This is a genomic window from Neorhizobium galegae, from assembly GCF_017877055.1.
In the GTDB taxonomy this organism is placed as follows: domain Bacteria; phylum Pseudomonadota; class Alphaproteobacteria; order Rhizobiales; family Rhizobiaceae; genus Neorhizobium; species Neorhizobium galegae_D.
This window is the reverse complement of the sequence record NZ_JAGIPG010000002.1, coordinates 1,414,697-1,427,166: the sequence shown is the minus strand read 5'-3', so window position 1 is coordinate 1,427,166 and position 12,470 is coordinate 1,414,697. Positions and strand designations below refer to the sequence as shown.

At 62.5% G+C, this 12,470-nt stretch carries 11 protein-coding genes; 5 read left to right on the top strand and 6 right to left on the bottom strand.

Features of this window, described 5'->3' with window-relative positions; all coding sequences use genetic code 11:
- The first annotated feature begins 12 nt into the window (after nt 1-12).
- A complete protein-coding gene (locus J2857_RS17420; RefSeq protein ID WP_210011337.1) occupies nt 13-1,383 on the top strand; it encodes an esterase-like activity of phytase family protein in 1,371 nt (456 codons plus the stop codon).
- 116 nt (nt 1,384-1,499) lie between these two features.
- On the opposite strand, the gene J2857_RS17415 is transcribed toward J2857_RS17420, so the two are convergent.
- The 5 genes from J2857_RS17415 to J2857_RS17395 form a co-directional block, all read right to left on the bottom strand.
- The gene (locus J2857_RS17415; RefSeq protein ID WP_210011336.1) at nt 1,500-2,801 is read right to left on the bottom strand and encodes a HEAT repeat domain-containing protein; all 1,302 of its coding nucleotides are present in this window, start codon (nt 2,799-2,801) and stop codon (nt 1,500-1,502) included.
- 141 nt (nt 2,802-2,942) lie between these two features.
- On the bottom strand, nt 2,943-4,463 hold the full coding sequence (gene ppx, locus J2857_RS17410) for an exopolyphosphatase (protein ID WP_210011335.1): 1,521 nt from the start codon (nt 4,461-4,463) through the stop codon (nt 2,943-2,945).
- Between the two features lie 5 nt (nt 4,464-4,468).
- A complete protein-coding gene (locus tag J2857_RS17405; protein WP_373426734.1) occupies nt 4,469-6,670 on the bottom strand; it encodes an RNA degradosome polyphosphate kinase in 2,202 nt (733 codons plus the stop codon).
- Nucleotides 6,671-6,738: 68 nt separating this feature from the next.
- Nucleotides 6,739-7,458, bottom strand: a complete 720-nt coding sequence (hdaA, locus tag J2857_RS17400) for a DnaA regulatory inactivator HdaA (RefSeq protein WP_210011333.1) — start codon at nt 7,456-7,458, stop codon at nt 6,739-6,741.
- Between the two features lie 7 nt (nt 7,459-7,465).
- Nucleotides 7,466-8,662 carry an AI-2E family transporter gene (locus J2857_RS17395; protein WP_210011332.1) on the bottom strand — a complete coding sequence of 399 codons (1,197 nt, stop codon included), beginning with the start codon at nt 8,660-8,662 and terminating at the stop codon, nt 7,466-7,468.
- 179 nt (nt 8,663-8,841) lie between these two features.
- On the opposite strand from J2857_RS17395, the gene purM reads away from it, so the two are divergent.
- The 4 genes from purM to J2857_RS17375 are packed head-to-tail and all read left to right on the top strand — an operon-like array spanning nt 8,842 to nt 11,291.
- Complete coding sequence (gene purM / locus J2857_RS17390) at nt 8,842-9,915, top strand: phosphoribosylformylglycinamidine cyclo-ligase (protein WP_210011331.1); 1,074 nt, start codon at nt 8,842-8,844, stop codon at nt 9,913-9,915.
- Nucleotides 9,912-10,592, top strand: a complete 681-nt coding sequence (gene purN, locus J2857_RS17385; RefSeq protein ID WP_210011330.1) for a phosphoribosylglycinamide formyltransferase — start codon at nt 9,912-9,914, stop codon at nt 10,590-10,592. The genes purM and purN overlap by 4 nt, the downstream gene beginning before the upstream one ends.
- A 55-nt stretch (nt 10,593-10,647) precedes the next feature.
- A complete protein-coding gene (locus tag J2857_RS17380) occupies nt 10,648-10,887 on the top strand; it encodes a type II toxin-antitoxin system Phd/YefM family antitoxin (protein WP_210011329.1) in 240 nt (79 codons plus the stop codon).
- A complete protein-coding gene (locus J2857_RS17375) occupies nt 10,887-11,291 on the top strand; it encodes a type II toxin-antitoxin system VapC family toxin (protein WP_210011328.1) in 405 nt (134 codons plus the stop codon). The genes J2857_RS17380 and J2857_RS17375 overlap by 1 nt, the downstream gene beginning before the upstream one ends.
- Nucleotides 11,292-11,293: 2 nt before the next feature.
- On the opposite strand, the gene J2857_RS17370 is transcribed toward J2857_RS17375, so the two are convergent.
- Nucleotides 11,294-12,463 carry an alpha-D-ribose 1-methylphosphonate 5-triphosphate diphosphatase gene (locus J2857_RS17370; protein WP_210011327.1) on the bottom strand — a complete coding sequence of 390 codons (1,170 nt, stop codon included), beginning with the start codon at nt 12,461-12,463 and terminating at the stop codon, nt 11,294-11,296.
- Nucleotides 12,464-12,470: the final 7 nt, after the last annotated feature.

Below are 12,470 nucleotides of genomic sequence, written 5' to 3'. Positions count from 1 at the left end.
ACAGGTGATCCCATGACTCGCTTTCCGCTTGCTTCCCCCGTAGTGATTGGCGCGCTCGCCGCGCTGATCGGCGGCTCCGCTTCCGCTGACGACAAGGTTTTCCCGGCCAAGCTCACCGGCCAGGCGATCCTGCCCGCCAATACGGTCGTCGCGGCTCCGGCCGATGCGCCGGCATTCCTCAAGACCTCCGGCAAGTTCACCACTGCCGACCGCAAGCGCACCGAAGCCCTCGGCACCCTGCCGAGCAAGGACGGCGCGCGCGTCACCGACGTCAAGCTGCCGCTCGACGGCCAGCCGGTCCAGGGTTTCTCCGGCATCAAGACCATGGCCGACGGCACCTTCTGGACGCTGTCGGACAACGGTTTCGGCGGCAAGACCAATTCCGCCGACGCCATGCTCTTCCTGCACCAGATGAAGTTCGACTGGGCCGCCAACAAGGCTGAAGTCGTCAAGAACGTCTTCCTCTCGGACCCGAACAAGATCGCGCCGTTCCCGATCGTCACGGAAGCTTCGGAAACGCGCTACCTTACCGGCGCCGATTTCGACATCGAATCGATCCAGCCGGTCGCCGACGGCTTCTGGCTCGGCGACGAGTTCGGCCCCTCCCTCATCAAGGTCGACATGCAGGGCCGCCTGACCGACGTCGTATCGACGCTCGTGGACGGCAAGCCTGTCACGTCTCCCGACAGCCCGCTCGTCCAGCTGCAGGCCAACCCGGCTGCCAAGGCACCGGTCTTCAACGTGAAGCGTTCCGGTGGTTATGAAGGTCTTGCCATGTCCAAGGACGGGGCCAAGCTCTACGGCCTGCTCGAAGGCCCGCTCTACAAGGACGACGGCAAGGTTGAAGACGCAGACGGGCTGACGGCGCTGCGCGTCATCGAGTTCGACGTCGCCTCCAAGAAGTGGACCGGCCGCTCCTGGCTTTACCCGCTCTCCAAGGGCGGCGAAGCGATCGGCGATTTCAACATGATCGACGCGACCACCGCTCTCGTCATCGAGCGCGACAACGGCGCCGGCACCGCCGACAAGCCCTGCGCCGACCCGGCAAAGCCGGAGCCGACCTGCTTCAACGCGCCTGCCAAGCACAAGCGTGTCTACAAGATCGAAATGACCGACGCCAATGTCGGCAAGGCGGTCCGCAAGATCGGCTATATCGATCTGATGAACATCCAGGACCCGGACAACAAGAAGAAGGCCGGCAGCGTCGCCGGCGTCTACGACATGCCGTTCGTGACGATCGAGAATGTCGACGTGATCGACGCCACCCACATCATCATCGGCAACGACAACAACCTGCCCTTCTCCGCCGGCCGCGCCGTCGACAAGGCCGACAACAACGAGTTCAGCGTGCTCGAGGTGGGTGAGTTTTTAGGCGCGAAGTAAACTCGTCTTACGGCCTACGCTCAATACAAAGGGCATCCGCAGCCGCGGATGCCCTTTTGGGTCTGCAGGTGAAACCGTATGTACTCGTAGGATTCAATTTGCCCTCTGTCGCTGCTCTACCATTTGAGAATTCGATTGAGCGACGACGGATCCTTGAAAGTTTTATTGAGATTGCCGGACGGATCGTTCAACTGCCTGACAATATCGTCCTTCTGAGACGAAGGCAGATAGCTGCCCGATTGACGCAGAATGAGGATTTGGTTGTTCGCAACGCCTTCATCCGTGGCCTCCTTTGCAGCGTCAATGCTGGGCTGGACGGCGCGCCGGTCTTGCAGCATGTAAAGAAACTCGGCCGCTTGGTAGCGGATGGTCCTGTCCTGATCTGCCGCAGCCCGCACCAGAAACGGGAAATCCTCCGCCTGCAATTGAGCCGAAATGGCGGGAGCCTGTTTCGGATCTGACCGCAGCATTTCGGCAAGTGCATAAATGACACCCAGCTTTATGCGATAATCCTCCTCCGATCCGCGTAAGGCCGCCATCAGGATGGGTACCGCGCTTTCTCCTGCCGAGGCGAGAAGGTCGCGCGAATTCCGGCGCACGTAGGTGTCTTCGGCACGCAGTCCCTCAAGCGCAGCCCTGATCCGGTCCGGATCGCCGCCGGGAAGCGGTTCCTGTGCGAATGCATTCAGGCTCCACCAGTTCCCCACCACAGGAATGCCCGCTCTCGGAATGTCCAGATCGGCGGAACGAACAGGATCGATCCCATCCAGTTCAGAGAGAATGACGACCGATCCGTCCTTCACCTGGCGCGCCTTGTAGTCGAATTTCCACTGCACCGGCTTGCCCTGTGAGAAAGCGCCCCGGATCGTCTCGGTGTCACCGGTCAGTTCGAAGAATTCCTTCCCTGCCTCCTTTTCAGTCGTATCGACCTGCATGCGTATCCGGGTACTTTTAAGTGATTTTCCAACGCCGAGAAACTTGATGCGCCTTACCTGCGTGTCCCGGTAGATGTACATCGGCTCTTCGTCGATGATCCTAATCTCTGCAACCCGTGAAAAATCACCGCCGATTTCCCCCTTCATCAATTCTGGCTCATCGACAGGCGTGTATTGCTGGAGCACTATAAACAGGAGCACGGTCATTGCGCCCGCGCCGGTGACCGACCAACCAGCCCAGCTGCCGGCGATCTTGGCGCCGAACGCCGCAAGAACGAGGCCAAAGCCGACACATATCGTCAAGGACGAAGCGACCTGGTTTTTTCCGAATAGGAGAATGCCTGTGCCCAGCAGCACGAGGAACAAACCAACCCCAATGCCAAGTATAATATAACGCTCGGGAAAGTTGTTTTCCGGTTTTAGGCCTTTGGGTTTGGAAGCGACTGCTTCGTCGTTCCCGTTTTCGATGCCTGCCTCTGCCATGTTCCAGCCCCCTCAAGCCAACAGCAACAACAGCGCTCGTCATTCAACCTATGATAGATTCAAGATCAGCACTTGCCAATATACTAATTGCAAGTGTGGATGGAGACACAGGGGGCGTGAGTCATCGCACGACCGGAGCTCCTACTCGAACCTGAACGCCAGCCGCTTGCCCGTCAGCCTCGCCAGCTGCTGCAGACGGCCGTCCAGCCGCTCGCCGGCGAAATCGCGGTAGGCGGAGGGGACGACGAATTCAAGGTCGAGGTCCGGCTCGGAGGACGGGCGGAAGGTCAGGTTGTGGACGAGGCCCGGCATCGAGGCCGAGAACAGGTAGACGACCCGGAGCAGCCCGCCGAGCAGCTTTGCGAGATCGAGCAGACGGGGTGTGGCGATCGTCGCCAGCGGCCCGGTCGCGCCGTCGTCGTGCAGGCCTTCGAAGCGGTAGTAGTTGGCGAGCGCCAGATAGGCGCGGCCGGCATGGGTGATGCCGACGAAGGAGGAGTGGGCGATCAGGTTCAGGGCCTGGAGGCCGCGATAATCCGGATGGGCGCGCCAGCTGATATCAGCAAGCAGGCAGGCAGCCTGGCGATAGCGGCTTTCCTCTTCCGTTTCGTTGATCCCGAAAGCCGGCACCATGCGGCCGGTCCAGTCTGCGAGCTCGCGGGCGTGTTCGGGCGAGCGGGCGCGCAGGATGGCGAGCTGGTCGGCAGCGACCAGCAGCGGATCGCCTGCCTTCTCTTCGTCGGAAAGCAGCGAATAGAGATAGCCTTCGCGAACGCCCTGCGCCGAAAAGCTCACTCTGGCGGGCTTCATCACCGCCAGGACTTCCTGCATGGCGATGGCGCCGAAGGGCAGCAGCGAACGGCGACTCTTCGAGACGGCCTGCCAGGCGGGATCCTTGCTGTCCTTGGCGGCAATCACCTCGTCAAGGAATTTCTGCATATCCTCGAAAGACAGCTCGTAACCCTGCATCATGTGCAGCGGATACTTGCTCATTTCCATGTGCAGCTTGGCGATGTTTCGCCACGTGCCGCCGACGGCATAGAAGGTGCGGCCGGCGCCGTTTTCCAGGAACCGCGCCGTATTGAGCTGCTTGCGGGCGAAGGTGCGCGCCTTGGAAAGCGAATTGCCGGAGGATTCCGAGAGCCTCAGGCCGCCGAGCGGCAGGGTGATGCCCTTGCCGAATTCCGTGCCCTTGATGTCGATCAGTTCCAGCGAACCGCCGCCGAGGTCGCCGGCAATGCCGTCCGCGTCATGGAAGCCGCTGATGACGCCAAGCGCCGAATAGCGCGCCTCTTCCTCGCCCGACAAAAGCTGGATTTCCTGCCCGAGGATCTCTTCCGCCTGGCGGATGAAATCCGGACCGTTCGACGCTTCGCGGGCGGCGGCGGTCGCCAGCACGTAGACTTCGGTTGCCTGGGCCTGTCTGGAGAGCGCCCGGAACCGCTTCAGCGACGCCAGGGCGCGTTCGACACCCTCGTCGTCCATGCGGCCGTTCGAACCCAGCCCCTTGCCGAGGCCGCACAAAACCTTCTCGTTGAAGAGGACGGTCGGCGCGCGGGACAGGCCTTCGTAGATGACGACACGGACGGAGTTGGAGCCGATGTCGATGACGGAGACAGGAGCGATCCCCGGAAGGCGCCCCTGGGCTTCTGATCGTACCATATTGCCTATTTCTTGCGTCCCGACACAAGGCCGGCGATAAGTTTCGGAGCACTCGACTTCAGGGCTTCACCGCGCCCCGAGAGGCTCGGATTGGTCATGAAATAGTGCTGCGCGTTAAAAGGTTCCTCGCCCTTGCGAACTTCCATGCGCCGCGACGTGCCGTCGGCCAATATCTCGTAGCTCTGCTGGTTGTCAATCAGGTTGCCCAGCATGATCTGGGATAAAACCTGCTCGTGCACGGTCGGATTGAGGAGCGGCACCAGCGTTTCGACCCGGCGATCGAGGTTGCGCGGCATCATGTCGGCCGAACCGATATAGACGAGCGCCTTGTCGGACGGCAGGCCGAAACCGTTGCCGAAGCAGAAGATGCGGCTGTGTTCCAGGAAGCGGCCGACGATCGACTTGACGCGGATGTTGTCGGAGAGGCCGGCCACCCTCGGACGCAGGCAGCAGATGCCGCGCACCACGAGATCGATCTCCACGCCGGCGCGGCTGGCGCGATAGAGCGCGTCGATAATCTCCGGATCGACCAGCGAATTCATCTTCATCCAGATTGCCGCCGGCTTGCCTTCCTGGGCGTGGCAGATCTCTTCCTCGATATGGCGCAGGATGCGCGGCCGAAGCGTATAGGGCGAGACCGCCAGTTTCATGCTCTCGGCCGGCTCGCCGTAACCGGTGATGAAGTTGAAGATGTTCGCCATGTCGTGGGCGATCTTCGGGTTGCAGGTGAAGAAGGACAGGTCCGTGTAGATCTTGGCGGTGATCGGGTGGTAGTTGCCGGTGCCGAGATGGCAATAGGTCCTGAGCTTGCCGTCCTCGCGGCGCACCACCATCGACATCTTGGCATGCGTCTTCAATTCGATGAAGCCGAAGACCACCTGCACGCCGGCGCGCTCCAGGTCGCGCGCCCAGCGGATGTTGGCTTCTTCGTCGAATCGGGCCTTGAGCTCGACCAGCGCCGTCACCGACTTGCCCATTTCGGCCGCGTCGATCAGCGCCCGGACGATCGGGCTGTCGTTCGAGGTGCGGTAGAGGGTCTGCTTGATGGCGAGCACGTCCGGGTCGCGCGCCGCCTGCAGAAGGAACTGCACAACCACGTCAAAAGATTCGTACGGATGATGGACCACCATGTCCTTTTCGCGGATGGCTGCAAGGCAGTCGCCGGCGTGTTCGCGGACCCGCTCGGGAAATCGGGCATTGTGGGTCTCGAAGCGCAGGTCGTCGCGCGGCGCCTTGGTGATCTCCGACATGGTGTTGAGCGCCAGAAGGCCCGGCAGAACCGCGACGCGATTGTCCGGCACGCCGAGTTCCTGCACCACGAACTGGCGCAGCGACGCCGGCATTTCCGAATCGGTCTCGATGCGGATGACCTTGCCGCGGCGGCGGCGCTTCAGCGCCGTCTCGAAGAAGCGCACCAGGTCTTCGGCCTCTTCCTCAACTTCGATATCGCTGTCGCGGATGATGCGGAACGTGCCGGCGCCCTTTACCTCGTAACCGGGGAAGAGCCGGTCGGTGAACATGCCGACCACATCTTCCAGGGTGATGTAGCGGATCGCCGAATTGAGGTCCGGCAGACGGATGAAGCGGTCGAGCGTGGTGGGCAGGCGCAACAGGCCGGTCATCGGCTCCTTGCCGTGCTTGCTGTGCAGCTGCAGGCCCATCGAGAAGCCGAGGTTCGGGATGAACGGGAACGGATGGGCCGGGTCGATCGACAGCGGCGTCAGGACCGGGAAAAGTTCGTCGTCGAAGGAGTTCGCCAGCCAGTTGCGATCCTCGGCGGACAGGGCCGCGGGTCGGACGATCAGGATATCTTCCTTGGCGAGATATTGCTGCAGCACGGCTAGCGAGGCCTGCTGCTCCATCTGCAGGTTATCGATCTCCTGCAGGATGTTGTCGAGCTGTTCGGCCGGCGTCTTGCCATCGGGTGATCGGATGACGATGCCCTGCCGCACCTGGCCTTCGAGGCCGGCGACGCGCACCATGAAGAATTCGTCGAGATTGGCCGCCGAGATCGACAGGAAACGTACCCGCTCCAGAAGCGGATGGGCGGTGTTCAGCGTTTCCTCGAGGACGCGGCGGTTGAACTGCAGCCAGGAGAACTCACGATTGATGAACCGGTCCGGGCTGGTCATCAGGTCGAGGTCGGTATTGGCCGCCTCCAGGCCGGGCTCGCGCGCTTCCGTCGTGATCGAATCCATCTCATCCATCCCATGCTGACCCTTGGCCAATGCTAACCCTAAGGGCTGATTACAGTTTGACGAGGGAACTGTCACAGTCAATCGTCAGAGCCGGCGCCGGTTCCGGAATTCCCAAAATCATTCAGCACTTCGGCCGCCAAGGGGCGGGTGATCCGTGTCCCCCGCGCCAGCGCCAGGCGGTCCAGCCGCTCGACGATCGTCTGCGCCGCGCCGAGCGACCGCTCCATCCGGTTGACGATGTAGCCGACCAGCTTGTCGTCGATATAAAGCTGGCGGTCGGCGAACAGCTTGACGATCACCTGCGCCAGCAGGTCCTCGTCCGGCTCGCCGATTTCCACGACGGTGGCTGCCTTCAGCCGGGATTTGAGGTCCGGCAGGCTGACACCCCAGGAGACCGGCCAGAGGCGCGAAGTCATCAAAAGGCTATGACCATTCTCGCGCACGCTGTTGATGACGTGGAAAAGTTCGGTTTCGTCAAAACCGCGGCGTTCGGCATCCTCGAACAGGACCGGTCCTGCGGCGGCAAGGGCTTCGGCATTCGAGCCGGCAACGGGATGGATGTCGGCGGCGCCTGCCTTTTCCCGCCAGATATGCGCCAGATGCGATTTTCCCGACCCCACGGGGCCTGCCAGCACGACGACCGGCGACGGCCATGCCGGCCATTCGTCGACGATCGCCACCGCCGCAGCCAGCCGTTCGGACACCAGGAGGTCATCCCGGGTTCTCGCCGCATCATGGGTGAATTGCAACGGCAACTGTTCTTGTCTGCGCCGCTCGCGCTCGCTCGTCTCGGTCATTGGTCTTTCAAATGCTCTTCTGAGAGTCATTCGCGTGAGGATCGTTCGGGGCGGTTATCTGCCCAGCATTTTCGCCGTGTTCCAGCACGTGCGGCCGCTCGGCCTCTTCCCAGGGAAGCGACGCCGCTCGCCCGAAATAGATATCGCTGTCAAGATACCGCGCCAGCACGAAACGAACAAGCACGCCGACCACGGCGGCGGCCGGCACGGCGATCAGCAGGCCGACGAAGCCGAATATCGCGCCGAAGGCGAACAGCGCGAACATCAGCCAGACCGGATGCAGGCCGACGCTTTCGCCGACCAGCTTCGGCTGCAGGATATTGCCCTCGATGAACTGGCCGACGAAGAAGACGCCGGCGACGGCGAGAATCCATGGATAATCCGGCCAGAATTGCACCAGCGCCACACCGACCGAGAGCACCAGGCCGATCAGCGAACCGATATAGGGGATGAAGCTGATCATGCCGGCGACGAAGCCGATCAGAAGCCCGAAATTGAGCCCGACCACCGACAGGCCGACTGCATAGAAGATGCCGAGAATGAGGCAGAGCGAGCCCTGGCCGCGAATGAAACCGGCGACCGATTCATCCATTTCCCGGGCGATCTCGCGCACCGTCGCCACCTGGTCGCGCGGCACCCAGCTGTCCACCTTGGCAACCATGCGGTCCCAGTCGAGCAGGATATAGAAGGCGACGACGGGCGTGACGATCAGCAGCGACACGACGTCGATGATCGCCTTGCCGGAATTCCAGATCTGGGTCAGCAGCGAACCGACGAAACCGGCGCCCTGGCTCAGCACTTCGGAAAAGTTCTGCTTGACCGTCTCGATCTGGGCGCTGATCCAATGCGGCAGGAACGAGCTTTCCGGGCTCGATATGATCTGCTGCAGCTGGGAAATATAGCCCGGCAACGCGGCGGCGAACTCGGTGAACTGGTTGATGATGATCGGGATCACCAGCATCAGCGAGAGCGCGAAAACCAGCACGAAACAGACGAGGATCACCACCGTCGCCATCAGACGGCTCAAGCCCCGTCGTTCCAGCCAGTCGGCCACCGGATCGAGAAAATAGGCGAGTGCCATGCCCGCCACGAAGGGGAGAAGGATCGAGCGGAAGAACCACAGGAAGACGATGAAGACGATGAGAACGCCGACCCAGAAGAAGACGTAGCGCTTCAGGCTCGCGCCGCTGATATGATATGCCATCGCCGCTTCCTCTGAATTGCCCGGGCGAAAAAAGGGATAGGGAAGCCCTTGACCCAGGTCAAGGGTTTGGAAGCGGTGCAGCAAGACCTGTGAAAAGCCTTCAAAACCGCGTCCAACGCTTGCATCCGGCGCCATGTCGTGCAATTGCGGGCCGCTACAACGATCATTGGAGATGAACGATGAGCGAGGCGGGCAAGAACGGTCTCACCTATAGCGATGCCGGCGTCGATATCGACGCGGGCAACCTCATGGTCGAGAAGATCAAGCCGGCGGTGCGCTCCACCCGCCGCCCCGGCGCAGACGGCGAAATCGGCGGTTTCGGCGGGCTCTTCGATCTCAAGGCCGCAGGCTTCACCGATCCCATCCTGGTTGCCGCCAATGACGGCGTCGGCACCAAGCTGAAGATCGCTATCGACGCCAATTTCCACGACACGGTCGGCATCGATCTCGTCGCCATGTGCGTCAACGATCTGGTCGTCCAGGGCGCCGAACCGCTGCTCTTCCTCGACTATTTCGCGACCGGCAAGCTCGACCCGGACCAGGGTGCGGCGATCGTTTCAGGCATTGCTGCCGGCTGCCGCGAGGCGGGCTGCGCGCTGATCGGCGGCGAGACCGCCGAAATGCCCGGCATGTATTCCGACGGCGACTACGACCTGGCGGGCTTTGCAGTCGGTGCCGCCGAACGCGGCCAGCTGCTGCCGGTCGGCGATATCGCTGCCGGCGACGTCATCCTCGGCCTCACCTCCTCCGGCGTCCATTCGAACGGCTTTTCGCTGGTTCGCAAGATCGTGACACTCTCGGGCCTCGAATGGGATGCGCCCGCCCCCTTCCGCGAGGGCATGACTCTGGGTGAGGCACTCCTGACGCCGACCCGCATCTACGTGAAGCCGCTGCTGAAGGCGATCCGCGAGACCGGCGCCCTCAAGGCGCTCGCCCACATCACCGGCGGCGGTTTCCCGGAGAATATTCCGCGCGTGCTGCCGAAGCACCTCGCGGCAGAAGTTGATCTCGACGGCATTCCCGTGCCGCCCGTCTTCTCGTGGCTCGCCAAAACCGGCGGTGTCGAGGCGAAGGAAATGCTCCGCACTTTCAACTGCGGCATAGGCATGATCGTCGTGGTCGCGCCGGAAAACGCCCAGGCCGTCGCCAATATCCTGACCAATGAAGGCGAGATCGTCGTGCCGCTCGGCCGCATGGTCGAACGTTCCGAAGGCGCTGCCGGCGTGATCTACCAGGGCACGCTCGGCCTATGAGCACGCCTACGGCCGAAACGGCGCGCCGAAAGCGCGTCGCCGTATTCATTTCCGGCGGAGGCTCCAACATGCTGGCGCTCGCCGATGCCTGCGTCGCACCGGATTTCCCGGCGGAAATCGTCGCGGTCTTCTCCGACAAGCCCTCGGCGGGCGGCATCGAGAAGGCGCAGGCGCGCGGCATCAAAACCTTCGTCTTCGAACGCAAGGGTTTTCCCGGCAAGGCCGAACACGAGGCGGCGATCCTCGCAGCCCTCGACGAGGTCCAGCCGGACATTCTCTGCCTCGCCGGCTACATGCGGCTTTTCTCCGCCGAATTCATCAGCCGTTACGAAGGCCGCATCCTCAACATCCACCCTGCCCTACTGCCGCTCTTCCCTGGCCTCCACACCCATGAACGCGCCATCGAAGCCGGCGTGAAGATCGCCGGCTGCACCGTGCATTTCGTCACCGAAGGCATGGACGAAGGCCCGATCGTCGCCCAAGGCGCCGTCCCGGTGCTGGCAGACGACACCCCCGAGACCCTGGCCGGCCGCGTTCTGACCGTCGAGCACAGGCTCTACCCACTGGCGCTGAAGCTTCTGGCGGAAGGTCGGGTAAGGATGGAGAGTGGGAAAGCGGTCTTCGAGGGCCCTCCGGCGGATGACGCGGCAAGGCTGATCTCACCCGAGCTGCCGTAATTGACCGCAACCGCAACTGCGGTCATCATTGCCGCCAGTCTACGGGAGCCCGGACATGACGATCACGGTGAATATCAGCGACGCCAATCTTGCAGAACTGCTGGCAAAGGTGGAAGCCGGCGAAGAGATCATCCTTGCGCGCGGCGACGTTCCGGTGGCAAGAATTGCCCCGGTCACTGACGGCGATGCCGAGCGGCGCAAAAAGGCGATGGAGGAAATCCTCGCCTTTCGGGCAAGGATGCCGAAGATCACCCAGGAAGAAATCGCTGAATGGAAGGCAATCGGCAGACGCTGATGGCTGATTTTGTCGTCGATGCGTCGGTCGTATGCGGCTGGGTTCTGCCTGATGAAAATTCGCCGGTCGTCTCGGCGGCCTTCGAGAAGCTGCAAACCGCGAACGCCATCGCTCCGGATATTCTCTGGCATGAGGTGCGCAACGTCCTCATGATGGCGCGCAGACGCAAGCGCATCGATTTCGAGGCGGTCCGCGAGGGTATCAGCCTGTTGCGTCAGCTCAGCATCGGGACACGCCCGTCGCCGGGCGACGATGTCATCCTTGAGCTTGCGGAACGTCACAAGCTAACCGCTTATGACGCCGCCTATTTCGCGCTTGCAGTCGAGATGGACTTGCCGCTGGCGACGCTCGATCGACAGTTGATCGACGCAGCGGCACAAGAAGGCGTACCGCTGCTGGCTTAACTTTACGCCGCCAGCGCCCGCAGCGGGTGCAGCGTGCCGTCGCTGTAGACGAAGCGGCCGGCGCGGAAGGTGGCGCGGATGCGGTGCACGTCGCCCTTTTCCACCGCAACCAGGTCGGCGCGCTGGCCGATGGCGATCTCTCCACGGTCGGTCAGTCCGGCGGAACGTGCAGCATTGCCGGTCGCCATGGCGACGGCCGCCGGCAGGCCACCTTCGGATACGTCCGCGAGCTTGAAGACGCCGGGCACAAAAGCGGCCGGGTGGTAATCGGCGGCAATCACCGTCAGCAGGCCGGCCCTGGCGGCGTCGAGGGCGCTGAGATTGCCGGACATGGACTGGCCGCGCAGCGCGTTCGGGGCACCCATCAGCGTCCAGAGACCGCGACGGCGGGCTTCTTCGGCGGCCGGCAGCGTCACCGGGAATTCGCTGATGGTGACGCCGAGATCGAACATTTCAGCGACCTTTTCGACGCTGTCGTCGTCATGGGAGGCGAGCGACAGGCCGTGTTGCAAGGAGAGCGAAACGATTTCCTTCAGCTTCACCTCGATCTGCGGGTTGTCGCGCATGGCGATGCGCTTCTGGACGATCTCTGCGGCCATTTCCTCCGAAATCGCCCTGCGTTCGGAAATGCTGGCGACATAGGCGGCGATGTTGTTGTACTGGCCCTGGCCCGGCGTGTGGTCGGTCAAGGAGACCATGTCGATCTCGTCGGTCCTCAGCAGCCGTTCGAGTGTCGGGGCAGCGCCGATATTGGTGATCTCGTAGCGGGCATGGACGCGGTGATCGATCAGCAGGTTGTCGCGCAGGCGGTTGATGCCTTCGATGATCGCCGAGGTCGTCTCCAGCGAGCGGACATGGCCATAGACGCTCTCGGTGGCGAAGGAAACGGCGGCATAGGCCGTGGTGACGCCGGCCGCGGCCAGCTTCTTGTCGAGTTCGTGGATGCCGAAATCGATCGGCATCTGGGCGTTCGGCCGCGGCGCGATCTCCCGCTCGATCATGTCGCCATGCAGATCGACGAAGCCCGGCATCAGCAGCCGCCCGCCACCGTCGATCACGGCGCCTGCGACCTGTTCGGCGCGGATTTCGGCGATCATGCCATCTTCAATCCGCACAGAACCTGAGTTCACCACCTCGTTCGGCAGAACGAGGGTGAAATTGCCGAGCCACATGGCTTTC

Excerpts from the sequence above, each read along its gene's own strand:
- J2857_RS17420 (WP_210011337.1), top strand. The coding sequence starts at position 13 with ATGACTCGCTTTCCGCTTGCTTCCCCCGTAGTGATTGGCGCGCTCGCC.
- J2857_RS17415 (WP_210011336.1), bottom strand. The coding sequence starts at position 2,801 with ATGGCAGAGGCAGGCATCGAAAACGGGAACGACGAAGCAGTCGCTTCC.
- ppx (WP_210011335.1), bottom strand. The coding sequence starts at position 4,463 with ATGGTACGATCAGAAGCCCAGGGGCGCCTTCCGGGGATCGCTCCTGTC.
- J2857_RS17405 (WP_373426734.1), bottom strand. The coding sequence starts at position 6,670 with ATGGATGAGATGGATTCGATCACGACGGAAGCGCGCGAGCCCGGCCTG.
- hdaA (WP_210011333.1), bottom strand. The coding sequence starts at position 7,458 with ATGACCGAGACGAGCGAGCGCGAGCGGCGCAGACAAGAACAGTTGCCG.
- J2857_RS17395 (WP_210011332.1), bottom strand. The coding sequence starts at position 8,662 with ATGGCATATCATATCAGCGGCGCGAGCCTGAAGCGCTACGTCTTCTTC.
- purM (WP_210011331.1), top strand. The coding sequence starts at position 8,842 with ATGAGCGAGGCGGGCAAGAACGGTCTCACCTATAGCGATGCCGGCGTC.
- purN (WP_210011330.1), top strand. The coding sequence starts at position 9,912 with ATGAGCACGCCTACGGCCGAAACGGCGCGCCGAAAGCGCGTCGCCGTA.
- J2857_RS17380 (WP_210011329.1), top strand. The coding sequence starts at position 10,648 with ATGACGATCACGGTGAATATCAGCGACGCCAATCTTGCAGAACTGCTG.
- J2857_RS17375 (WP_210011328.1), top strand. The coding sequence starts at position 10,887 with ATGGCTGATTTTGTCGTCGATGCGTCGGTCGTATGCGGCTGGGTTCTG.
- J2857_RS17370 (WP_210011327.1), bottom strand. The coding sequence starts at position 12,463 with ATGTGGCTCGGCAATTTCACCCTCGTTCTGCCGAACGAGGTGGTGAAC.